This window comes from Chryseobacterium sp. HNCC26DJ238, from assembly GCF_057180465.1.
This window is the reverse complement of the sequence record NZ_JBXUGI010000002.1, coordinates 292,307-312,767: the sequence shown is the minus strand read 5'-3', so window position 1 is coordinate 312,767 and position 20,461 is coordinate 292,307. Positions and strand designations below refer to the sequence as shown.

The window sequence follows — 20,461 nt, the reverse complement described above, 5'->3', positions numbered from 1 at the left end:
ACAAAGGCGTCTCTTGCGGTCAGATATTATTAAAACAACTGAGTATGTAAGAGTTAATAAAAAATCACCAAATCAGGCAACACACAAAATAGTAAAATGGAAAGAAGGACATTTTTAAAAAACAGCGGACTGGCAGCTGCAGGATTAATGGCATCATCTGCCGTCCCTGCTTTTGCATCACAATTATTAAAAGAAAATATCATGGAACAATTTGAAAATTCAACACAGCATAAAAGATTCAGACCGAAAAACAAATCAGGTTTCGGAGGGGTCGCTTTAGGAAACGGTTTTAATATCAATCCCGATATCGAATGCTTACAGTCTATAGAGGCAGCATGGAATGCAGGGGTTCGTTATTTTGATACTTCGCCATGGTATGGTCTGGGAATCAGTGAACACAGAATGGGGATGTTCTTAAAAGATAAAAAACGTGATGAATTTACACTGTCTACAAAAATGGGGAGAATTCTGAAACCTCATGATGACTTTAAATTGGACGGTTTGTGGAAGGGTAAACTCAATTTTTCTTATGAATATAATTACTCTGCTGCCGGAGCAAGAAAAAGTGTGGAGGACAGTCTGCAGAGGCTGGGGGTTGCATCATTAGACATTGTTTTTATTCATGATCTCTCTCCTGACAATAAAGATATGAAGGAAGACTGGGTAAAATATTTTGATATTGCAGCAAAAGGAGCAATGCCCGAACTGATCAAAATGCGTGAAGAAGGTTTAATAAAAGGCTGGGGATTTGGGGTAAATACCATTGAACCCATTCTGAAGGCTATTGAAGTTTCAGATCCTGATATTTTTCTTTCGGCATGTCAGTATTCACTGATGGATCATAAGGATGATCTTAATAAAGTATTTCCCAAAGCAGTTGAAAAAGACATTTCTATTGTGGTCGGAGCACCACTCTGTGCAGGCTTTCTGTCAGGAAAAGACAGATACCTGTATAATGGAGACTTCCCCTCAGGAGTCAGGGAAAAACTTGCTTCCTTACAGCGTGTTGCGAATAATCATAAAGTAGATCTCCGGACAGCAGCACTTCAGTTTGCAGCGGCACCTAATGTAGTATCAGGAGTAATTCCCGGGGCTCATACCGTGAAGCAGTCTCAGGAAAATGCAGAATCATTCAAGACGAAAATTCCTGCTGGGTTCTGGGCTGAACTTAAAAAAGAAAAATTAATTGAACAGAACGCTCCGGTTCCAAAAGGATAAATAATGAAAAAGAGAAATAACAAATACCAGATCGATCTGAAGGAATTATCTTTAAAAGACGGCTCGGAAGGAGATAAAGGCCTGTCATTTGATTTTGAAAATCATGATGACCTTTTTGAAATTTTTGATTTGATCAAAGCTAAGAATCTTTTTGAAGATGAGAAAACGGCACTTGAGTTTTCACTGGGTCTGAAATTATTTACAGAAGTCCTGATTACGCAGAAAAGTCATCCTTTATTTGAAGAATTAAGACCTGCTATTTCAGAATTTATGAAAAAACTGAAAAGTCAGAACTCCCGATAATGCGTTAGTTATAAAGGTTTTAAACACTTAATACGACAGGTAAAATGGATTTACAGTTAAGAAATAAAACGGCATTGGTGACCGGTTCTACAGAAGGAATCGGTTTCGCCGTAGCCAAAGGTTTACTGAAAGAAGGAACAAAGGTCTATGTTAACGGCAGGCAGCAGGAGAAAATAGATAAAGCTGTTGCTGAATTAAAAAGTGAAATTCCTGACGCAGATGTACAGGGAATTGTTGCAGATTTTTCTAAAGTTGAAGAAGTCAACAGCCTGATCAGTCAGCTTCCGGAAGTTGATATCTTAGTGAACAATGTCGGAATCTATGGAGATCAGCCTTTTGACATAACGGAAGATGAGACACGGTTTCATGACTTTGAGGTTAATGTGATGAGCGGAGTGCGTCTTTCGCGCCACTACGCACCTCTTATGAAAAAGAAAAACTGGGGACGAATTATTTTTCTTTCCAGCGAATCTGCTGTCAATATTCCTGATGATATGATTCTTTATGGTGTGACCAAAACAGCTTATCTGGCATTAAGCCGGGGGCTTGCAAAACATTTGAAAGGAACAGAGGTTACCGTCAATGCAATCTTGCCCGGCCCGACCTGGTCAGCGGGAAACCGTAGGAGTATGCAGAAAATCGCAGATGAAAAGCAGATCACTCTCGAAGAAGCCGGAAATGAATTCGTTAAAGAAAAAAGACCTTCTTCAATTGTAGGAAAGTTTGTAGAAGCAGAGGAAGTTGCAAATCTCGTGGTATATACAGCAAGTCCGTTATCCTCAGCAACGACCGGTGCAGCGTTGAGAGTTGACGGCGGGGTTATTGATTCTGCATTTTAATCTTTAATTATAAAAAATTTAATAATGAACGAAAAATTAGGATTTATAGGTTTGGGAAACATGGGACATCCGATGGCGAAAAACCTTGAGAAAGCAGGATTCCCGTTATCCGTATACAACAGAAGTGCTGAAAAAGCAGAGAATTTTTCAGAAAGATCAAAAGTTTCCGAAAGTGTGAAAGATCTGGTTTCGGAAAGTGACATTATTTTCACGATGCTGACCAATGATGAAGCGGTGAATGATATCTACAGACAAATTTTAGATTTAGATATCTCAGGAAAGCTTTTTATCGATATGAGTACCGTTTCCCCGGAAGCCAGTGGAAAAATAGGTGATGCCTTAAAAATAAAAGAAGCATCGTTCATTGATGCACCGGTAGCCGGCAGTACAAAACCTGCTGCTGAGGGAACGCTAATCATTATGGCCGGTGGAGAAGAAAAAGATTTACAGAGAGCTGCCCCTTATTTGGAAAAACTGGGAAAACAGATCAGACATTTAGGAAAAAACGGAAAAGGTCTGGCAGCAAAACTGTCAGTTAATTACTTCCTTTCAGCATTATACCAGGGATTGGCAGAAACAATTCTGTTTTCTGATCATCTGGGAATTGACCGGAAAGATATGCTGGAAATTATCAATGAAAGTGCCAGCGGAAGCGGTGCTACAAAAGTAAAAACACCACTTTTGACAGAAAATAAGTTTTCTCCTGCATTTTCTCTGGATCTGATGTTAAAAGATATATTGCTGGCAAAAAATGCAGGTGCTGATTTTCCGTTGGCCCATACGCTCATTGAAACATATCAGTCCGCTCAGGATCAGGGTTTCGGAAAAGATGACGTGATTGGAATTATTAATTATCTGAAAAAGGACAGAAGCTGATTTAAGTATTTTGAATACCTGACAAACAAACTTACAGAACCTATTCCCCCACTTTCAATAAAAATTTAAACGATGAAAGATTTCAAAACTGTATTTTTCTTTTTGAGACTTCCTGTCGCTGTTTCTTTGGCAGGACACGGATTGGTACGATTGCCAAAATTACAGGCATTCACAGAAGGAATGGTTAAATCCATGGAAAAATCGGCAATTCCTGAAGTGCTGATCATCCCTTTCGGCTATCTGCTGCCCTTTTTGGAAGCACTCGTCGGAATAGCCCTCCTGATCGGTTTCAAACCGAAATTAACTATTTATGCATCAATTTCTTTGATGAGTATGCTGATCTTGGGAAGCAGTTCGGTTGAAAACTGGTCAGCCATTGAAGCACAGCTGATCCATTCACTCTGCCTTTCTGCGCTCTTATGGTTTTATTTAAAATACAGTTCTGAAGATCATCAACCGGTAAAATAATAAAGTATGAATGAACGAATTTTAGAAGGCGAACTCTGGACCGCCAAAAAAATTGAAAATAATTTTATTGTCAGTATAAAAGATAAATCCAGTATTGTACAGGCTCTGACAGATTTTGTCCTGAATCAGAATATCAAATCCGGTCAGGTGACAGGGATCGGAGCTGTAAGTGAGGCTACACTGAGGTTTTTTAATTTTTCCACTAAAAAGTATACCGATAAAAAATTTGACGAACAGATGGAGGTTACCAATCTGTCAGGTAATGTATCTGTAACAAAAGACAAGCCTCTTCTTCACCTGCATATCACTTTAGGGAGGGAAGATTATTCAGCGGTTGCAGGGCATTTAAAAGATGCAAAGATTCGGGGTGCCGGAGAATTTTTCTTTTATCCGATGGCAGCAGTGGTATATAAAACAGCTGATGAGGAAACAGGAATTAATCTCTATGATTTTGAAAAGTCTTTAGAGAAACATTAATTTTGATTTACAATTTTTCTGCATGTTTGACGTCCTTATTTCACATATTCAAAACAAAGTACATCTCCACAAAGAAGAACAGGATCAGCTGCAACCCTTTTTTTCGTTCAGGAAGCTGAAGAAAAAACAATATCTTTTGCATGAAGGAGAGGTCTGTACGCATCTCTCGTTTGTAAGCAAAGGTTTGCTGAAATCTTATTTTGTGGACGAAAAAGGCAGTGAACATATCAACATGTTCGCTTTCGAAGGCTGGTGGATCTCAGATTTTAAGAGTTTTATCAGTCAGGAAAATGCAGTATTGAATATAAATGCCGTTGAAGAAACAGAACTGCTGATGATCACTCTGGAGGATTATAATACGCTGATGCTTAAGATACCGGCCATGGACCGTTATTTCAGGATTTTATACCAAAACAGTCTTGCCACAAAGGATTATCGCCTGATTGCCTCAAACAGTTATACGGCAGAAGAAAAATACCTTCAGCTGTCTGAGAAAAATCCCGAAATGATCAAAAGGATCCCCCATAACCTTATTGCGTCTTTTTTGGGACTGGCTCCTGAAACCGTCAGCAGAATTCGCAAAAAAAATTTACTGAAACCCTAAACCTAAACTCTAACCAAACACCATCATCTATCCATCTATCCATCTATTATCAACCATCAATTATCAATCATCAATTATCAATCATCAAATCTCACCCAAAACTCATGACCCAGATCAAGTGCTTTTGATTAAAACCGCCATAGCTTTGTATTAGAAAATTTACAAAATGGAAAATACTAAAAATATTGCACTGGTCGTAGGCGCTACAGGAATCACAGGAAGCAATCTCGCAAACGAGCTTGTTGCTCAGGGATGGACAACTTATGGGATCTCCAGAAATACAGACCGTACTGTCAAAGGTTTGATCCCTGTAAAAGCTGATCTTTTGGATGTCGAAAGTCTGGGAGCTGCATTGGAAAGCATCTTCCCCACTCACGTATTTTTTACAACGTGGATGCGGAATGATACTGAAGAGGAAAACATCCGTGTGAACAGTGCGTTGGTGAGGAACCTGTTAAAGGTCTTGTCTCCAAAAAAGTCGGTCAGACATGTCGCTTTGGTAACAGGGCTGAAGCATTATCTGGGGCCGTTTGAAGCCTATGCTAAAGAAGGGGTCTTACCCGAAACACCGTTAAGAGAAGAACAGTCCAGGTTACCCATTCCCAATTTCTATTATGATCAGGAAGATGAAGTTTATGCCGCTTCCGAGAGAGACGGATTTACTTGGAGTATTCACAGGCCTCATACGGTCATCGGTTATGCGGTAGGAAATGCAATGAATATGGGAACCACATTGGCCGTTTATGCAAGTATCTGTAAAGAAAAGGGAAGAAAATTGATCTGGCCCGGATCAGCTGCTCAGTGGAATGGTATTTCTGACGTTACGGATGCGCGGATTTTAGCCAGGCAACTGATTTGGGCTTCGACCAGTAAATCTGCTGAAAATAAAGCGTTTAATATTACCAATGGAGATATCTTCCGTTGGAAATGGCTTTGGGGAAGATTGGCAGATTATTTTGGAGTAGAAGCTGTAGGCTTTGAAAATGAAATTCATCCTCTCGAAAAAGAAATGGAAGATGATCAGGCTGTCTGGAAAGATATGGTAAGGAAATACGATCTTAAAGAAGGTAATCTGGAACGGGTATCTTCAGCATGGCATACCGACCTGGATCTGGGCAGGCCGATTGAAGTCATGACTGATATGGCTAACAGCAGAAAATCAGGATTTACTGAATATCAGAATACAGAAGAATCTTTTTTGGATTTATTTAAAACACTAAAGGAAGAAAAAATCATTCCTTAAACTTTTATAGAATAGAGCTGTTTCAGAACAGCTCTATTTATTTAGTATAGTTCTGGTGATTTTTTTCAAATGTATATAATACTGATTTGAAATCTGTTGGGAGCAGATAAGCCCTAAGAAATCCAAACGACTTACTGTAAATTTGATTATAGCTGTTTTTTTTAAGATCATTTACTGTCGGAGGTCAATTTACTTTTCAGGTCAATGATGATTTTTTATTAATTTAATCAAAAGCAGAAAAGATTGATAATTTAAAACTGCTACTTAAGATATTTCTGTTTCAAAACCGCAACTTCTCTTGGTCCTATTCCCATTTCCACCTGGAAAAAATTTTCTGTGCTGCCGTATTTTTTATTGATGACTCCAAAGAAATTTCTGATCAATTCTGGTCGCAGTTCCATTTGCTGTTTGATTTCAGTTTCTGTCATTCCTGCCATTTTTGATAAACCGGAATACATTCCGTTCATCGTTGGGTTTTTAGCCAGGTAAAAGTTTGAAGCTACATAATCGCTCTCAATAATTTCTTGGGGAACTCCAAGAATTTTCAGAAATAAAGCAGAAGCCATTCCTGTTCTGTCTCTTCCTCCTGTACAATGAAATAAAAGTGCTTCATCGGGCTTTAAAGTTAATAGCTGAACGAATAATGATCTGTATCTTTCTCCGAAGTAAGGTAATCCGCCGTCACCATACATATCATACAGAAAGTTTTTGTTTTTAAACATTTTTGCCATATCCTGTACTGTCGGAAGATTATTGCTTCCTGCAGGACATAAAATATAATTTGTATCCTGAGGTAAACGATCCTGCGCTTTTTTTGCTTCTTCAACCCCTCTGAAATCTATGACGGTAGCTATTTTTTTTTCCTTAAAAGTTTGTAAATCTCTATCCGTCAGTTTATCGATTGCATCACTTCTGAAAACTTTTCCCAGAACAACTTCTTTCCCATCTTTAGTTCTGTAACCTCCCGTATCTCTGAAATTATAAGCTCCTTCCATTTTTACGACGCGTTTCAGGCTGTCTGCAATCTGTGCATTTGCGGTTACTCCGAAAGCAATAACTGTCATTGTCAATACTGTTTTTTTCATATATAAATTTTAAAATATTTGCCAACGGATTCCTACTTGTCCTCTACTTCCGTACCATTCGTTAGAAGTAATTCTTTTCTTATTGTCACCCATATAAAGTCTTAAGCTTTCATCACTTACATTATTCAGCTCAATAAACATTTTAACTTTTGGAGTAATGTCGTAGCTTGCTGAGAAATCAATTGTAAAGTTTTTATCTGACCAGATATAATAATCAGGTCCGAGTTTTTGATTAATTGTTTCGACAGATTTCCCTCGGTAGTTTCCGGCAATTCGAACCATTACTTTATTACTTTCGTAATATAAAATGGCATTGAACAAATTTTTAGATTGATTTGGCAGAGAAGTCTTATCAAAAATAGTGGGAGTTCTCGGAACCTCAACCTCAGAATTGATATAGGTATAATTGAATTCTATTCCGAAGCCATTCCAGAAGCCCGGTAGAAAATCAAGGCGTTTATTAATTCCCGCTTCAAATCCTGCTAATTTTGAATCCTGAAGGTTTTTTGACTGAGTCACCGTATAATTGGTTCCGTCAATATTCATCACAGAAGTGTCTGAGAAAACGATGTCAGAGATTTTTTTATAAAATACACCTCCTGAAAGAATTCCGATATTATTGAAATAATATTCTCCCATCAAATCAAGGTTTTGGCTGAAGGTTGGCTTCAGATCAGGATTTCCTCTCGTAATAACAAAGGAAGAATTGTCAATGCTTGATCCTGGCGACATATCACCAAAGTTGGGTCTGATAAACGATTTTGTATAAGCAAATCTTACATTGGCTTTTGGTGAAAAATTGTAACGCAGATGAAGCATTGGTAAAAAAGCATCGTAATTACTTTCCACCACAGATGGACTTAAGGTGGAAACAGTTCCTTGTCTGGTTAGTTTTGAACCGTTTAATGTTAATCTTGTAGATTCATTTCTGAAACCTCCGATAATTTTAAATTTTTCCGATGCTTTGATTTCTGCCATTGCATAGGTTGCAAAAACCGATTCTTCGCCTGTATAAAGACTTGTGTTTCTGGCAGGATCATTTAATTCATTAAAACCATTCTGCTGTAAAGTCTGTGGCGAAAATAAATTAAAAAGCTGATCTTTTGTCGGAGGATTCATAACATACTGATCATAATTTCCGTTCATATTTCCTAAAAAAGCAATTCCTCTTGGCGGTTCTGAAGTTGCCAGCTGAGCAAGCGTAAGAGAATTACCGGCTGAAGGAAGATAAACTGCATTGTAACCAAATGTACTTGTACGATCTTTTTCACGGTATTTTGCCCCGGCCTTTATGGTAATATTTGAATTGATGTCATACTTTAAATTTAACCGTCCGATCTTATCTCTTTCGTTATTGTCTAATTTTGAAATCACCAATTGAGAGAGAAGTAATTTATTGGCACTCATCACATCATTCGGATTTGCAATATCTGAACTGTAATCCATATATTCACCTCCAATTCCCGATGGAGAATCAAATCCCCAATAACGTTTTCCACCGGTAAGATTATTAAAACCTCCGTTTATTTTCTGTCGGAACGTTGCGATTGGAAGTCCTTTTGTATCATTTGTAGGAGGAGTATCTAAGAAATATTTTGCAGAATAATCACTCAACATCCAGTCTAAACTTAATTTTGAAGTAAGGCTGTGTTCTCCGCCTAGTTCCATTCCGTACAATTCTGTCTGGTAATGAGAATATCGGAAATTGTATTGATAACGGGTATTTGTATAATCTACATAGGTTTCATAAACCGGACGAATGTCGTCAAACTTATTAAACATTCCACGGAAATATACTTTATTGTTGGCGTTGAATTTATATTCCAAACCACCATTCAAACCGATTGTTTTCCTCGTTCCCATGTATCTCTTCATCATGACGGTATTGATTGATTTCTTTTCAATGTCATTGGCTGCATTGGTGTTATAAGTCACATCAAAAGAATCTGCTCCCCACTGTCTGTCCCAGATTGCTCCGGATAAAAGTACTCCCAATTTATTTTTAAAGAAACGATCTCCGTAAACTGCAGATGCATTATAAGTTCCGTCCTGTGAAAAAGTATTATAACCTCCGGCTCCGCTTACACTCAAGGTTTTCTTGGCTGGAGCTGTTCTTGTAATGAAATTGATACTTCCACCAATCGCATCACCGTCCATATCAGGAGTTACAGCTTTGGCAACCTGTACAAACTGAATCAATTCTGAAGGGACAACATCCAAAACGAAAGATCGGTTTCCTAAAACATTGGCACTCGGAAGTCGGTTTCCGTTAAATAAAGCCGAAGTCCACGCAAAGGGAGTTCCTCTTACAGTTGCCTGATCTGCTTCACCGTGATATCTTGCAACAGCTACGCCCTGAACTCTTTGTACAGCTTCTGCTGCATTCCTGTCCGGAAGTTTCCCGATGGCATCGGCTGCAATAACTTCCATGATCGCATTATTGTTTTTTTTTATCTCGTAAGCTTTTGCCTGTGTTAATGCATTTGATCTTGTAATAGTAACTTCCTGAATGTCTTTTAATGTACCTTTACTTGCAGGACTTTCAGGATCAATAGTAATGTAACCGATGTCATTGGTTCCTTCTTTTACCGTTATCAGAAAGTATTTTGTTTCATAACCGATGTATTCTATTTTAAGATTAACTTCACCCAATTTTGGAGATAATAAGTTAAAATCTCCGTCTAAAGATGATGAAGCTCTTGCATTTCCATCAACGATAGAAATGTTTGCACCGGGAAGAGCTCCGTTTGTTTTCCCTACAACAGTTCCTCTAATAGTCTGTGCATGAATGGTTCCAAAAGATGCCATCAGAAAAAATGCAGATACCTGAATGATTCGTGACCTCTGTTTTAAAAAACCAGTATAATTTTTCATTGATTTATTTTTTCTGCAAAATTGAACGGTTTACCATTTGCATTCGTCCTGAGAAAAAAATCATCAGTCAAAACGTATCACTCGTTGGATTGAGTCCTTTAAGTAATTGATTTACAAATAATTATTTTATTTTAACTATTTGTTATTTATTCATGAACCGAATATTAAATTGTTTTTGAAATGTTTAATAGATATATAACAGTATTCTCAGGGACAGAATAATGATTTTGTATTTACTTTGTACAAACCTAAAGGAGAAATGCAATATATTGTTTTAATTGGTGCTTTTCAGGCACTTGTTGCACTTTGGCTGCTGACCGTCAAACAAAAAAAAGCACTGTCCAATTATCTGTTTATTTTTCTGCTTTCTGCGATTGCTGTACATCTGACAATTAAGTTTATTATATTTAGATTTATACCGGATGAAAGTATCAGGCAGCAGATGAATACGTTTATTTCAGTGTGTTATGGACCTTTGATCTATTTGTACACGCTCACCAAGACTAAAACAGAATTTTCACTTTCTCGTAAATGGTTTATTTTTATACCTTTATTTATTTTAATGATCGCTTACTTCACAATTTCATGTGTATTTATTATTCTTAATAAAGTAGATCATCATCTCTTGAATATTTATAATAATTTCAGTCTTGCAATGATCTTTATCATTAATTTATACTATCCCCTGAAAAGCATACTGATAATTATAAAAAATAAAAGTTTAGTTGCAGATAAAAGTGAGTCTGACGTTATCATAAGAATTTCTGCATGTATTCTAATAATGGAATCTTTGGTGGTGATTTCCAAAATACTGCTTCAGTTATATCCGGAAAGTATTGAGATGTTCAATCTAATTTTACGAAGTGTTTCATACTTTATATTACTTTTCATCTGTCTTTTAATTATAAGAAAAAACTTTAGTTCCGCAGAACTTAGTCATAAAGTTAATGTTCAGTCTAACAACATAATTAATCAGGTTTCTGAAAAAAAGACACTGATTAATACGGTAGATTATGATCTTAAATTTAAAAATACTTGGCAAAAATTAGATCATTTTGTAAAAGCAGAAGAACTTTTTAGGGATTGTGATCTGACTTTGGATCAGCTGGCTTTAAAAACAGAAATTAATAAATATCAAGTCAGTGAAATGTTGAATAACTATAGAAATAAACCGTTTTATCGCTATATCAATGAGTATCGGATAGAATATTTTAAAAGTAGTGTCGAAATGGCAATAAAAAGAAACGAAAACATCAATTTTTTATCATTTGCCTACGAAGCAGGGTTTAAATCAAAATCGTCCTTTAATCGCTATTTTAAGGAAATTACAGGAAAAACACCTTCTGAATACCATAAAGATTTGTTGAGGAAAAATACACTGCAACTTTCAGTAGATCAAGTTTAAAATATCTTCAGTTTCCTGGCGAAATTGGTTAGGTTTTTGAATATTCAAAAACAATAACATAATCTCTCTTGAAACTAATCACATTTACAAATAAAGGAATATACTGTCCTAAGGGAAAATTTTACATTGACCCGTGGCGTCCTGTTGATTTTGCAGTGATCACCCATGGTCATGCAGATCATGCCCGGTGGGGAATGAAAAAGTACCTTTGCCATCATTTTACAAAACCTATTCTTCATCAGAGAATTTCTCCTGATATCGAATGCCAGACTTTACAGTATGGTGAAGTTCTGGATATCAACGGCGTCAAACTTTCTATGCATCCTGCAGGACATATTATCGGTTCTGCACAGATCCGTCTTGAATACAAAGGCTATGTCAGTGTTATATCCGGTGATTATAAAGTTCAGGATGACGGTTTAAGTACTCCTTTTGAATTGGTCAGGTGTAATGAATTTGTCACTGAAAGTACTTTTGGGCTTCCTATTTACAACTGGTTAGAAGTACCTGATCTCAATAAAAAGCTTCAGAATTGGGTCCTGAGAAATCAGGAAAACCAAAAAACATCTGTATTTATAGGCTATTCCCTTGGAAAGGCCCAAAGGATAATGAAGGCTGTTGAAGGCATGGGAAAAATCCATGTACACTACTCGATCGGGAAACTTAATAAAGCTTTTGAAGAAGTCGGAATTGTACTTCCTGAATATGAAGTGCCGGATTTCAGGGAGAGTATCAAACACGTTGCAGGCGACATCGTTATCGTTCCGCCCGCTTTGCTCGACAGCAATGTCATCAAAAAAATTCCGGATGCCGCCACAGCGATTTGCTCAGGCTGGATGCAGGTTCGCGGTGCCAGAAGATGGCGAAGTATGGACGCCGGCTTTCCAATGAGTGATCACGCAGACTGGAAGGGGCTGTTACAGGCCATTAAAGCTACTGAAGCCGAGATCGTACACGTAACGCATGGACAGACCGAAGTCTTTTCAAAATATCTGAATGAGCTGGGTATAAAATCGGATGTTGTAGAAACATTATACGGTGACGATGACGAGGAAGTCGTTGAAAAAGAAAGCGCATCAGAAAAAAACGACGACTAATCAGAATTAAACTACCTTTCATACTTCGGGAAGCTCCGTAGGAGCGACCTGTTAATAATAAAGGATGATAATACGTCCAACAAACAAAAAATAAGAAATGAAAAATTTCGCAGAACTCATCAACGGCCTGGAGAGCACGAATAAAACCAATGCTAAAATCGATGCCATCATCGATTATCTTGAGCGTGCCCCGGATGATGATAAACTGTGGTTTATTGCTTTATTTACCGGTAAAAGACCGAAGCGGAATGTCAATACCAATTATATGAAAGAATGGGCTCTTGAAATTACTCAACTCCCATTCTGGCTATTTCAGGAAAGCTATTCTTCGGTTGGAGATTTAGGGGAAACCATTTCTTTGATCCTTCCTCCGCCAGCCGAAAAAATTGAAAAAACGCTTTCAGAATGGATGAATGAGATCATCGCCCTTAAAAATAAAACTGAAGAAGAAAAGAAGGAGTTTGTTCTAAGCTCCTGGAACGGGTTGGATTATACAGAGCGCCTTATCTTTAATAAACTGCTGGGCGGAAGTTTCAGAATAGGGGTCTCTTCAAAAACGCTGATCAATTCACTTACCAAATTTTCAGGTCAGGAAGCCAGTACTTTAATGCATAGCCTGATGGGAAAATGGCAGCCCGATGAAGTGTCATTCCGGAAACTGATCTCTGCCGAAAATATCAATCCCGATAATTCCAAGCCTTATCCTTTCTGTCTTGCTTATCCTCTCGAAAAAGAACTGGAAGAACTGGGCAGTCCTGAAGATTGGCTCACAGAATATAAATGGGACGGAATCCGTGGACAGATCATCAGGAGAAATGATGAAGTCTTTATCTGGTCAAGAGGAGAAGAGCTCGTCACCGAACAATTCCCTGAAATTGCAGAAACGGTTAAATCGATGAAAGGGAACTTTGTCATTGATGGAGAAATACTTGCGGTAAAGGAAGGTAATGTTTTAAATTTTAATGAATTACAGAAGCGATTGAACCGTAAAACTTTAACTAAAAAAATGCTTTCTGAAATTCCGATCGAAGTCTTTGCTTACGATATCCTCGAACTTGAAGGAACAGATCTGAGAGAAAAACCCATGTCGGGCAGAAGAGCCATGTTAGAGGAATTATTGCTGAACCAGGCTCCGGAAAATATAAAAATTTCACAAGCTATTGATTTTACGGACTGGGTCCAGTTAGATTTGATCAGGGAAAATTCCCGTGAAATCAACAGTGAGGGTCTGATGCTTAAACAGAAAAATTCGCATTATCATTCCGGACGAAAAAAAGGAGATTGGTGGAAATGGAAAATCAGTCCGTTAACGATTGATGCCGTTTTAATTTATGCACAGAAAGGAAGCGGAAGAAGAAGTGCGTATTACACTGATTACAGTTTTGCCGTAAAAAGCGGAGATGCTTTGGTAACTATAGCCAAAGCTTATTCCGGACTTACTGATAAAGAGATCATGGAGGTCAGCAAATTTGTCAATAAAAATGCAATTGAAAAATTTGGTCCTGTCCGTACAGTAAAAGCTGAACTCGTTTTTGAAATTGCTTTCGAAGGAATTGGATTCAGCAACCGTCACAAAAGTGGTGTAGCATTGCGTTTTCCGAGAATCCTTCGATGGAGGAAAGATAAGACTGTAAATGACATTGATGATATTGAAGAAATAAAGAAATTGATACAGTAATTTTTAATATCATATGCGTAAAGATTCTTTTAATATTTTTAAATAAAGTCAGTCAGCAAAGAAGTTTGAACTCGTATAATATTTGATTTACATACCGATTAAATCATCTGAAAGAATGTCTTTACCAACAAAAATAGATACAGGGGAATGTCAAAAATAATCAGTATTCCTGGCGTTTAAATACTACAATTAACAAAATTTGAGCAATTACGAAAATACTGAAGGCTATAAAATCATTCAAAACTGGATGATGGAAAAAGGCAATTCTCCATTCAAATTTCAGGTGGATACCTGGAAAAAATTCGGTAGTGGATACAGCGGAATGGTGGTTGCTCCGACGGGGTTCGGTAAAACTTTTTCAGTATTTCTGGCCCTTATTTCAGATTTTCTTACCTATCCGGATAAATATAAAAAAGGGCTTAAAGTGATCTGGATCACCCCACTCCGCTCTCTGTCAAAAGATATTGCCAAAGCAATGCAGGAAGCGATTGACGAGATTGGGCTTGATTGGGCAGTTGGGGTAAGAAATGGAGATACTGATCCAAAGGTTCGTCAGCAGCAGGTTAAAAACATGCCTGAAATCCTGGTGGTTACTCCCGAGAGTCTGCACCTGCTTCTCGCTCAGAAAAATCATCAGCGCTTTTTTAACAGCATGCACTGCATAGCGGTAGATGAATGGCATGAACTGTTAGGATCAAAACGGGGGGTGATGATAGAACTGGGCATTTCCCAGCTCTTCCATTATGTGCCTAAGCTTAAAATCTGGGGAATTACGGCGACTATTGGAAATCTTGAGGAAGCTCAGGATGTTCTGATTCCCTATGACATAAAAAAAACAAAAATTACAGCTAAAGAACAGAAGAAGATTGATATCATCTCTGTGTTTCCTGACGAAGTGGAACTGCTGCCCTGGGCAGGACATCTGGGTCAGAAATTAGCAGATAAAGTGGTGCCGATAATTTTAGAATCTAAATCAACCATTGTCTTTACCAATACCCGGAGCCAAAGCGAAATGTGGTATCAGCTGTTGCTGAATGCCTATCCTGATTTTGCAGGACAGATTGCGATCCATCACAGTTCGATTGATGCCCATCTGAGGATCTGGATTGAAGAAAATTTAAGTTCAGGTAAATTAAAAGCAGTAGTTTCAACGTCATCTTTAGATTTAGGGATCGATTTTAAGCCTGTTGATACCGTGATCCAGATCGGATCAGCCAAAGGTGTAGCGAGATTTCTGCAGCGTGCAGGAAGAAGCGGGCACTCCCCTTTTGAGACGTCTAAAATATTTTGTGTCCCTACCCATTCTCTTGAACTGATTGAAGTAGCTGCTTTAAAGGAAGCGGTAAAACAGAAAGTGATTGAACCCCGTGAGCCGGTGGTTTTATGCTTTGATGTTCTGGTTCAGTTTTTAATGACGCTTGCGGTCGGTGATGGATTTCTGCCTGCTGAAGTGTATGAGAGAGTAAAAACAGTCTATACTTTTCAGGAAATCCGGGATGAGGAATGGAAAGGGATCATCGATTTTTTAACAATCGGCGGCAGTGCATTGAAAAATTACGAAGAATATCATAAGGTAGTGGTGATGGAAGATGGTCTTCACAAAGTAACTTCGAGAAAAATAGCCATGCTCCACAGAATGAATATGGGAGCAATTGTGAGTGATGCAATGCTGAAAGTCAAATTCATTTCCGGCGGATACATCGGTATGGTAGAGGAATATTTTATTTCAAGGCTGAAAAAAGAAGAAAAATTTATTCTTGCAGGTCGGGTTCTGGAAGTGGCAATGATCAAAGATATGACGGTTTTTGTACGGATGTCAAAAGGAAAAGCACAGGCACCGAGTTACCTGGGAGGAAGATTGCCCTTAAGTTCAAATCTCGGGCATTTTCTGAGAGAAAAATTATCAGGCGCACTAAATCCAAAAGCTTCAGAGAAAGAACTGAAATTTTTGCATCCATTATTAGCCAATCAGGAAAAGCGTTCACACATTCCGAGAGAGGATGAATTTCTGGTCGAAATGATTAAAAACCGTGAAGGATACCATCTTTTTATGTATCCTTTTGAAGGGCGTTTAGTACATGAAGTAATGGCAGCCCTGATTGCTTACAGAATTTCAAAACTGGCGCCGATCTCTTTTTCAATGGCAATGAATGATTATGGTTTTGAATTGTTCAGTGATAAAGAAATTCCGCTTAATGAAGATAATCTGGACAAAATACTGACAAGGGATAATCTGATGGTTGATGTCATTTCCAGTATTAATTCTGCTGAGATGGCAAGGAGAAAATTCAGGGATATCGCTGTTATATCAGGAATGGTCGTTCAGAATTTTCCCGGACAGCAGCGTTCGAACAAAGCATTGCAGAGTTCGGCAGGACTTATCTTTAAAGTGCTTGAAGATTACGATCCCAATCACTTCCTTGTCCGACAGGCCTACACCGAAGTTTTCAATATGCAGCTGCAGGAACAGCGGCTGGTAGAAGCTTTTAAAAGAATCGAAAAATCTAAATTTATTCTGAAACGTTCCAACAAATTTACACCACTTAGTTTTCCGATTAAAGTTGACAGTTTACGACAGACTTTAACGAGTGAGAATCTGGATGCGAGGATTCAGAAATTAATAAAACAGTCCGGAAGAAATATTAAAGACGACTAAATCTTTATCCTCATTCTCCCATTCTAATATCTATTATGAACATAGCTACAAAAAACATATCCATTACTGACGAAACCTTTACCCTTACCAATCAGCGTGCTTTATTCTGGGAAAGGGAAAAAGCACTCATTTTTTCCGATTTACATATTGGTAAAACCGCTCATTTCCGAAAAAACGGAATTGCCTTGGCAAATCACATCATGAAAAATGATTTAGACCGGCTGTCGGTTCTTATTGCTTATTTTCAGCCGGAGAAATTCATTATTGTCGGTGATCTGCTTCATGCAGGAAACAATTCTGATGTGGATGAATTCTGCACCTGGAAAAAACAGTATCCTGATGTCAAATTCTGTCTTGTCGAAGGAAATCATGATCGGATTTCTAAAACTCTCGAACGAAAACTCTGTCTTGATTTCAAATCTGAATCATTGGAATTGGGTGATATAGCATTTGTTCATGACTTTGACCGTTCCAATCCAAAATTTCAGATTACCGGGCATATTCATCCAGGTTATGTCATTAATTCTCCAGTAAAGAAAATAAAACTCCCGTGTTTTGCTCAGACTTCCAGACAGTTATTATTGCCTGCATTCAGCGAATTCACTGGGTTAGATACAAAAAACATCCCTAAAAAAGGAATGTATTTTGTTTTTACTGATTCGGATATCTATGAAATATGAATTAAAATTCATGAAACCACTTGTAGATATCAACTGACGAAGAAATATTCAGTTTTTTCCTGATCCTGTTTTTTCTGTTTTGTATGGCTTTCGGAGTTACAAATGTATACGTTGCAATTTCTTTCGTCGTCAGATTCAATTTCAGATAAATGCAAAATATCAGTTCAGAATTTTGCAGGTTAGGCTGTATTGCTGCCAGTTTTTCAAAAAAAGCAGGATGTGAGACTTTGAATTTACTCAGGAGTCGGGGAGAATTGTCTTTAGCTAATCTTATAATTTCTTCTTCTGCCAAATTTTTCACCATATTTTCTCAATTAATTTTTAACTTCATCATTTAAAAGTTTACAACTTTTTGTTTGAATTTTTAAATCTTTCAATGATTATTCTGCTGATCAACAATTAATCAACCATCAAATATATTAGATTATATCGCTGACTTTTTATGATTGAAATCACGATGGATAAAAATCAAGCTGTCTGTTTTTTCAAAATTTTGTGGTATCTGTGTGGTAGGCTATTAATTCACTGTTAACAAAAATTATTTTTTCTTTACAACTTATTAAAACAGCCCTGTTTAAAGTGAATTTCAGGGACATTCATAAATGTTTTAATAGTTATAATGATTTATGATTAAGGAAGACATCTTATTTTCTCACGGTGCAGATTCTAAAAATTTTAAAGCTGGAGAGGTTATTTTTGCGGAAGGCGATACGCCTGCCTATTATTTTCAGATACAGCATGGAAAGGTTAAGATCAATAACATCAATGATCAGGGAAAAGAATTTATCCAGGGAATCCTTTCCGAAGGAGGCAGCATTGTTCCAAACGCCCTTTTTTTACAAAGACCCTATCCTATCAGTGCAATTGCCATCGAAGACTGCAGGCTGGTCAGAATGTCAAAGCAGAGTTACCTCAATCTTTTAAAGCAGAATCCTGAACTGTATGAAACAGTGGTAAGTGACATTTCAGAAAATATGTATTACACATACATCATGATGCAGAGTATGTCGTTTGAAAACCCTGAAAATAAACTGACTACTTTGATGAATTATCTTAAAGAGCAATATCAGGATCAGTCACAATATTCATTTCAGATCCCATATACCAGGCAACAGCTGGCCTATCTCACAGGATTAAGTGTAGAAACGGTGATTAGAGTTACGAAAAATATGGAAAAGAATGAGATCCTTAAAATAAAAAGCAGGAAAATATTTTTCTGATATTTCCTGCCCTGTTTTATTTATCTGTTGATTTCATTATCTGTGAAAATCATTCCTCCATTGGGGTTGCAATGCCTGACCCTTCATCTCTGCTGTATGATCTATTGCATTGCTTTCTTTTTATTAGCTTGGTTTTCTGCTGATTGCATACATTTTCATTATTTTGAACTGTAAAACATATTAGTCAAGAAATTGAATCATCTACTCAGCTTCAGTCGGGGGAATTTTAAAGTTCAAAAAAATCAAAGTATTGGTGAATCAGAAGAAAATCTTTCTTTTTTCAATTTTCACAACACTGTCCTTTTCCATTCTCTTAATGGTTCTGATGACCGTTTCAACCCGAAGACCGGTCAAATTGGCAATCTGCTGCCTCGTTAACTGAATCTGAAATGATAAAGGAATATCGTCATTGTGAAAACTTTTAAGATATTCCAGTAAACCGGTGAGTCTGATTACCGGATCATTCGAAGCAAGATTCTGCATCATAATAAACTGGTAATGCATTCTCTGAGACATACAGGAATTGATCTGAACTGACGTTTCAGGATGCTTCTCAAGAAGATTCAGGAAGTTTGACTTTGAAAGTCTGATCACGGTAAGCCCTGTAATTGCTTCTGCATTGATCGGATACCTTTTGTCGATAAACAGCATAGAATCTCCAAAACTCTGACCGGGACCTAAAATGTTGTGTATAAATTCTCTTCCATCAAGATCCTGATTGTTTTCTTTTACCTTTCCTTCTGTAATCTGAAAATAATACATCGGAATTTCACCCTGCTGAAAAATTTTATCACCCTCTTTAAAATGTTTTATTTCACCTCCGAAAGATTTTAAAAGATCTTCATCCAGTTTCGTACAGCTAATGGTTTTCATATCATTTATCATGGTTTTAAAGCGGTTTTTATCAATATATCAAATACCGGATTTTTATTGTATAATTATTTTGAACTGATTCAAATTCATAAGCATTATGATATACTTCATTTACTCTTTCAAAATTATTCGAATATTATGACATCAGCGAAAAATTGATTATGATTTGAATCATAATTTAAGCATAAAATTACAATCTTATATACATAACTTCACTATTTTTAGATTTTTTTTGTGTTTACTTTACATTTGGTTAGATTTTTGACGTTGAACATTCAGTCGGAAAAAGGTCTGACAACAAGAGAAACAACCACTTCTCTTTTTTTATTATCATCACATTAAAATATTAATATTATGTCAACAGAAAATTTAGCGCACGTTGATGCGATTAAAAAAATCAAAGAACTTTCGGAAAAAGCAAAATTCTGTATGTTTGCTACAGATCTTGAAACATTACCAATCACTTCAAGACCAATGGGACTTCAGGAAACAGATGAATCAGGAAATTTATGGTTCATCAGCAGCGATGCCAGCAATAAAAATTTTGAAATTATGGATGACCGCAGAGTTCAGCTGTTCTTTATGAATAACAGTGATTCTGAATACCTTTCTGTTTTCGGTGAAGCTACTATTTATAAAGACAAAACAACCATTGAAGAAAAATGGTCGGCAATGGCCAATGCATGGTTTGACGGTAAGGACGATCCTAATGTCTCTATTATCAGGGTAGAACCTAAGGAAAGCTATTACTGGGATACAAAAGCAGGAAAACTGGTAAGTATGTTAACTTTTGTAACTGCCGCAGTGACTGGTCACAAAACCGATAACTCTGACGGAGTTGAAGGAAAAGCTACAATATAGGGCT

19 protein-coding genes are annotated in these 20,461 nt (G+C 37.2%); 15 read left to right on the top strand and 4 right to left on the bottom strand.

Annotated features, from left to right (window positions below):
- Positions 1–96: 96 nt before the first annotated feature.
- From AC2A07_RS03075 to AC2A07_RS03040, 8 genes are all read left to right on the top strand, one after another.
- Entirely contained in the window at positions 97–1,218 is a 1,122-nt protein-coding gene (locus tag AC2A07_RS03075; protein ID WP_484049151.1) for an aldo/keto reductase, read from the top strand.
- Between the two features lie 3 nt (positions 1,219–1,221).
- Positions 1,222–1,521 carry a DUF3861 domain-containing protein gene (locus tag AC2A07_RS03070; RefSeq protein WP_484049150.1) on the top strand — a complete coding sequence of 100 codons (300 nt, stop codon included), beginning with the start codon at positions 1,222–1,224 and terminating at the stop codon, positions 1,519–1,521.
- 44 nt (positions 1,522–1,565) lie between these two features.
- Positions 1,566–2,360, top strand: a complete 795-nt coding sequence (locus AC2A07_RS03065) for an SDR family NAD(P)-dependent oxidoreductase (RefSeq protein ID WP_484049149.1) — start codon at positions 1,566–1,568, stop codon at positions 2,358–2,360.
- A gap of 24 nt (positions 2,361–2,384) precedes the next feature.
- The gene (locus AC2A07_RS03060; protein WP_484049148.1) at positions 2,385–3,236 is read left to right on the top strand and encodes an NAD(P)-dependent oxidoreductase; all 852 of its coding nucleotides are present in this window, start codon (positions 2,385–2,387) and stop codon (positions 3,234–3,236) included.
- Positions 3,237–3,308: 72 nt separating this feature from the next.
- Positions 3,309–3,704: a MauE/DoxX family redox-associated membrane protein gene (locus AC2A07_RS03055; RefSeq protein WP_484049147.1), complete on the top strand. Its 396-nt coding sequence runs from the start codon at positions 3,309–3,311 to the stop codon at positions 3,702–3,704.
- Between the two features lie 6 nt (positions 3,705–3,710).
- Positions 3,711–4,181 (top strand): PPC domain-containing DNA-binding protein, encoded by a 471-nt coding sequence (locus tag AC2A07_RS03050; protein WP_484049146.1) that lies wholly within the window; start codon positions 3,711–3,713, stop codon positions 4,179–4,181.
- Between the two features lie 22 nt (positions 4,182–4,203).
- Positions 4,204–4,785, top strand: a complete 582-nt coding sequence (locus tag AC2A07_RS03045; protein WP_484049145.1) for a Crp/Fnr family transcriptional regulator — start codon at positions 4,204–4,206, stop codon at positions 4,783–4,785.
- 166 nt (positions 4,786–4,951) lie between these two features.
- Positions 4,952–6,028 carry an SDR family oxidoreductase gene (locus AC2A07_RS03040; protein ID WP_484049144.1) on the top strand — a complete coding sequence of 359 codons (1,077 nt, stop codon included), beginning with the start codon at positions 4,952–4,954 and terminating at the stop codon, positions 6,026–6,028.
- A 260-nt stretch (positions 6,029–6,288) separates the two neighbouring features.
- On the opposite strand, the gene AC2A07_RS03035 is transcribed toward AC2A07_RS03040, so the two are convergent.
- The gene (locus AC2A07_RS03035; RefSeq protein WP_484049143.1) at positions 6,289–7,113 is read right to left on the bottom strand and encodes a tyrosine-protein phosphatase; all 825 of its coding nucleotides are present in this window, start codon (positions 7,111–7,113) and stop codon (positions 6,289–6,291) included.
- Positions 7,114–7,122: 9 nt separating this feature from the next.
- Positions 7,123–9,987, bottom strand: coding sequence for a TonB-dependent receptor (locus AC2A07_RS03030; protein ID WP_484049142.1), 2,865 nt, complete (start codon positions 9,985–9,987; stop codon positions 7,123–7,125).
- A 655-nt stretch (positions 9,988–10,642) separates the two neighbouring features.
- On the opposite strand from AC2A07_RS03030, the gene AC2A07_RS03025 reads away from it, so the two are divergent.
- From AC2A07_RS03025 to pdeM, 5 genes are all read left to right on the top strand, one after another.
- On the top strand, positions 10,643–11,392 hold the full coding sequence (locus AC2A07_RS03025) for a helix-turn-helix domain-containing protein (RefSeq protein WP_484049141.1): 750 nt from the start codon (positions 10,643–10,645) through the stop codon (positions 11,390–11,392).
- Positions 11,393–11,460: 68 nt separating this feature from the next.
- Positions 11,461–12,489 (top strand): ligase-associated DNA damage response exonuclease, encoded by a 1,029-nt coding sequence (locus tag AC2A07_RS03020; RefSeq protein WP_484049140.1) that lies wholly within the window; start codon positions 11,461–11,463, stop codon positions 12,487–12,489.
- Positions 12,490–12,586: 97 nt separating this feature from the next.
- Positions 12,587–14,167, top strand: a complete 1,581-nt coding sequence (locus AC2A07_RS03015; RefSeq protein ID WP_484049139.1) for an ATP-dependent DNA ligase — start codon at positions 12,587–12,589, stop codon at positions 14,165–14,167.
- A gap of 247 nt (positions 14,168–14,414) precedes the next feature.
- Positions 14,415–16,823: a ligase-associated DNA damage response DEXH box helicase gene (locus AC2A07_RS03010; protein WP_484049166.1), complete on the top strand. Its 2,409-nt coding sequence runs from the start codon at positions 14,415–14,417 to the stop codon at positions 16,821–16,823.
- A 35-nt stretch (positions 16,824–16,858) separates the two neighbouring features.
- Positions 16,859–17,503 carry a ligase-associated DNA damage response endonuclease PdeM gene (pdeM, locus tag AC2A07_RS03005; RefSeq protein WP_484049138.1) on the top strand — a complete coding sequence of 215 codons (645 nt, stop codon included), beginning with the start codon at positions 16,859–16,861 and terminating at the stop codon, positions 17,501–17,503.
- Between the two features lies 1 nt (position 17,504).
- Here pdeM and AC2A07_RS03000 read toward each other — a convergent pair whose 3' ends face one another.
- Positions 17,505–17,807: a LuxR C-terminal-related transcriptional regulator gene (locus tag AC2A07_RS03000; RefSeq protein WP_314490974.1), complete on the bottom strand. Its 303-nt coding sequence runs from the start codon at positions 17,805–17,807 to the stop codon at positions 17,505–17,507.
- A 322-nt stretch (positions 17,808–18,129) separates the two neighbouring features.
- On the opposite strand from AC2A07_RS03000, the gene AC2A07_RS02995 reads away from it, so the two are divergent.
- Positions 18,130–18,723 (top strand): cyclic nucleotide-binding domain-containing protein, encoded by a 594-nt coding sequence (locus tag AC2A07_RS02995; protein WP_314490971.1) that lies wholly within the window; start codon positions 18,130–18,132, stop codon positions 18,721–18,723.
- Between the two features lie 258 nt (positions 18,724–18,981).
- On the opposite strand, the gene AC2A07_RS02990 is transcribed toward AC2A07_RS02995, so the two are convergent.
- Positions 18,982–19,596, bottom strand: coding sequence for a cyclic nucleotide-binding domain-containing protein (locus AC2A07_RS02990; protein WP_314490967.1), 615 nt, complete (start codon positions 19,594–19,596; stop codon positions 18,982–18,984).
- Between the two features lie 354 nt (positions 19,597–19,950).
- On the opposite strand from AC2A07_RS02990, the gene AC2A07_RS02985 reads away from it, so the two are divergent.
- The gene (locus AC2A07_RS02985; protein WP_484049137.1) at positions 19,951–20,457 is read left to right on the top strand and encodes a pyridoxamine 5'-phosphate oxidase family protein; all 507 of its coding nucleotides are present in this window, start codon (positions 19,951–19,953) and stop codon (positions 20,455–20,457) included.
- The last annotated feature ends 4 nt before the right edge of the window (positions 20,458–20,461 follow it).

Excerpts from the sequence above, each read along its gene's own strand:
- AC2A07_RS03075 (WP_484049151.1), top strand. The coding sequence starts at position 97 with ATGGAAAGAAGGACATTTTTAAAAAACAGCGGACTGGCAGCTGCAGGA.
- AC2A07_RS03070 (WP_484049150.1), top strand. The coding sequence starts at position 1,222 with ATGAAAAAGAGAAATAACAAATACCAGATCGATCTGAAGGAATTATCT.
- AC2A07_RS03065 (WP_484049149.1), top strand. The coding sequence starts at position 1,566 with ATGGATTTACAGTTAAGAAATAAAACGGCATTGGTGACCGGTTCTACA.
- AC2A07_RS03060 (WP_484049148.1), top strand. The coding sequence starts at position 2,385 with ATGAACGAAAAATTAGGATTTATAGGTTTGGGAAACATGGGACATCCG.
- AC2A07_RS03055 (WP_484049147.1), top strand. The coding sequence starts at position 3,309 with ATGAAAGATTTCAAAACTGTATTTTTCTTTTTGAGACTTCCTGTCGCT.
- AC2A07_RS03050 (WP_484049146.1), top strand. The coding sequence starts at position 3,711 with ATGAATGAACGAATTTTAGAAGGCGAACTCTGGACCGCCAAAAAAATT.
- AC2A07_RS03045 (WP_484049145.1), top strand. The coding sequence starts at position 4,204 with ATGTTTGACGTCCTTATTTCACATATTCAAAACAAAGTACATCTCCAC.
- AC2A07_RS03040 (WP_484049144.1), top strand. The coding sequence starts at position 4,952 with ATGGAAAATACTAAAAATATTGCACTGGTCGTAGGCGCTACAGGAATC.
- AC2A07_RS03035 (WP_484049143.1), bottom strand. The coding sequence starts at position 7,113 with ATGAAAAAAACAGTATTGACAATGACAGTTATTGCTTTCGGAGTAACC.
- AC2A07_RS03030 (WP_484049142.1), bottom strand. The coding sequence starts at position 9,987 with ATGAAAAATTATACTGGTTTTTTAAAACAGAGGTCACGAATCATTCAG.
- AC2A07_RS03025 (WP_484049141.1), top strand. The coding sequence starts at position 10,643 with ATGATCTTTATCATTAATTTATACTATCCCCTGAAAAGCATACTGATA.
- AC2A07_RS03015 (WP_484049139.1), top strand. The coding sequence starts at position 12,587 with ATGAAAAATTTCGCAGAACTCATCAACGGCCTGGAGAGCACGAATAAA.
- AC2A07_RS03010 (WP_484049166.1), top strand. The coding sequence starts at position 14,415 with ATGATGGAAAAAGGCAATTCTCCATTCAAATTTCAGGTGGATACCTGG.
- pdeM (WP_484049138.1), top strand. The coding sequence starts at position 16,859 with ATGAACATAGCTACAAAAAACATATCCATTACTGACGAAACCTTTACC.
- AC2A07_RS03000 (WP_314490974.1), bottom strand. The coding sequence starts at position 17,807 with ATGGTGAAAAATTTGGCAGAAGAAGAAATTATAAGATTAGCTAAAGAC.
- AC2A07_RS02995 (WP_314490971.1), top strand. The coding sequence starts at position 18,130 with ATGATTAAGGAAGACATCTTATTTTCTCACGGTGCAGATTCTAAAAAT.
- AC2A07_RS02990 (WP_314490967.1), bottom strand. The coding sequence starts at position 19,596 with ATGAAAACCATTAGCTGTACGAAACTGGATGAAGATCTTTTAAAATCT.
- AC2A07_RS02985 (WP_484049137.1), top strand. The coding sequence starts at position 19,951 with ATGTCAACAGAAAATTTAGCGCACGTTGATGCGATTAAAAAAATCAAA.